Source organism: uncultured Jannaschia sp., from assembly GCF_947494055.1.
Classification (GTDB): Bacteria; Pseudomonadota; Alphaproteobacteria; order Rhodobacterales; family Rhodobacteraceae; genus Jannaschia.
On record NZ_CANLTR010000116.1, the window covers coordinates 1 to 2,274 of the forward strand.

Genomic DNA, 2,274 nt, shown 5'->3' on the forward strand with positions numbered 1-2,274 from the left:
CGTCGGCCCTACGGCCTGCGCCACCCGCTCGGCCTGCGCTCGCGCTTGCCGCGCCGCACGTCCCGCCAAGAGCCCCGGGCGCCCGAGGAGTGGCCCGAGCTGCTCCGGCGCGGCCTCGATCCGCCGCGCCGCCGAGGTCGCCCCGTGCGTCGCCACCAGTTCACCCAGCCGCGCCCGTGCCGCCCGTGGATCGCGGTAGGCGCCGGCGAGGTAGGCCCCGAGCGCCTCGCGCTCGCGCTGCACCGCCGGGTCCGCTGCCACCGCCGCGGCCCGCTCGCCGGGATCGATCCTGTCCTCGATGATGCGCGGCGGAATCAACCAGCGCGGCGCGGGCGGCGCCGCGTCTTGCGATACCGATCGGGCGGTCGATCCCGGCATCTCCGGGACCGCGTCCGCGGGCGGCCTGGCTCGCGGGTCCAGCGGTCCTGAAGCAGCCCTGCCCTCTCCGCCTGCCCTGGCTCGCGGGCCGGTGCTCTCGGCCCGACCCTCGGGCCCAGCCGTCGCGCCCTGCCCTGCCACCGGTTTCGCGCCCGGCCTGCTCCCCGCCGGCCGCAGCGCCGCCGGCAACTCCTCCCGCGTGGCCCAGGCGATCGAGGCCGCCCGCACCTCGCGCCGGCTCATCTGCCGCGCGAGCTGCCCCAGATCGCGCGCCGTCTCGGTGGCCGCGAACACCCGCGCGCTTTCCCGCTGCCGGGTCAGCGCCACATAGGACGCGGCCTGCCGCCAATGCGCGGAGTGCAGCAGGTAGGTGTGATCGATGGTCTTGCCCTGCCCCTTGTAGATCGTTCCGGCATAGCCGTGCCGGAACCCGGTGAACTCGGCGGCCCGCCAGCTCACCTCGCGCCCCGGCTCTTTCCCCACGCCGTCGAGCCGTGCCGTGATCCGGCCGCTCTCGGCATCGATTCCGGTGATCACCCCGGCATTGCCGTTCCAGAGCCGGGCCTCGCGCAGCGTCTCGGTGACCTGCACCCGGTCGCCCACGGCGAAGTCCGCCGCCCCGTGCCTGGTCTCGAAGCGCACGTCGGAGCCGAGCTCGCCGCGCGCCTTGCGCACCGCCCGCAGCCCCGCGTTCAGCGCGTCGACCTCCCGGTTGGTGTAGGCGAACACGAACCGCGTCGCTTGCGGGTCGGCCTCCGTGTCCGCCCGCCAGCGCGCCACCAGCGCGTCCTGCGCCGCCGCCTGCCGGCCCGACCAGTGCAGCGCGCCGTTCCGGGCGAAGGCCGCGACGGCGTCGTAGGTCCGCCCTTCGGACAGGTCCCGCGCCGCTTGCCGCTGCCAGTCCACCCGCTGCCGCGTCACCTCCGTGATCTCCGCCGAGCCGTGCCGGGACCGCAACTCCGGGAACAGCCCGCCGCGCTCGATCGCGGCGAGCTGGCGGTCGTCGCCTGCGAAGAGCACCTTCGCGCCGCTGCGTCGCGCCTCGGCCAAGAGCTCACCCGTGATCCGCGCATCGAGCATCGCCGCCTCGTCCACTACCACAAGCGTGCGCGCGTCCCAGGAGGCATGCCCGTTCTTCATCCGGAACAGTTCGGAATGCACCGTCGCCGCCCGGCCCTCCCCTTGGCCGAACCCGTCCGCCTTCAGATCCTGCGCCACCGCGTTGGTCGGCGCGAGCCCCACCACGGCGTAGCCGGCCGCCGCGTGCGCGTCGCGGATCGCGCCGAGCGTGTAGCTCTTGCCGGTCCCGGCGCGGCCCTCGAGGAGCACGAGCCCACCCGACGCCACCGCATGCGCGAACGCCGACTGCTGGTCCGGCCGGAGCGTCCGCCCCCGCAGTCCCGCCGCCTGCGCCGCCGCGCTCAACGCCCGGTGCCGCCCTGCCGCGACCGTCGCCCCGTCCGCCAGCGCCGCCCGCTCCTGGTCACGCACCTCGCACGTCGTGTAGCGCCCGGCGAACCGGCCCGTCTCCGGGTCGTAGAGCGCCAACACGTCGGCGCGACCCAGCACCCGCCCCTTCACCGCGACGTGCTCGTCGCTGTCGTGGATGTGCTTCGCCAGATGCCGGTCGAGCTCACGCTCCGTGAAGCTCGCATTGCCGCGCGTCAGCACCGCCAGCACCGTTTCCGGGTCCCGCGCCGCGGCAGCGTTCTCGCGCGCGATCTCCTCGGCCCGCACCACCGCCGCCGAGCCCGGCACCCGCATGCGCACCGGCCCCACATGCTGTCCCGGCACTACGGCGATCGCGTCGACCCTGAGCTCCAGCCCGTGCGCGGCGAAGTACGCATCCTGATGCGCCCGCCAGAGCTCGCCCCAGCGTTCGCCGTCGGTCACCGC

At 75.4% G+C, this 2,274-nt stretch carries 1 protein-coding gene; it reads right to left on the bottom strand.

All coding sequences use genetic code 11. The annotated features are described in order from the left end of the window. On the bottom strand, positions 1 to 2,274 hold a 2,274-nt coding region (locus Q1A87_RS23315), incomplete at both ends, for an AAA family ATPase (protein WP_299657203.1).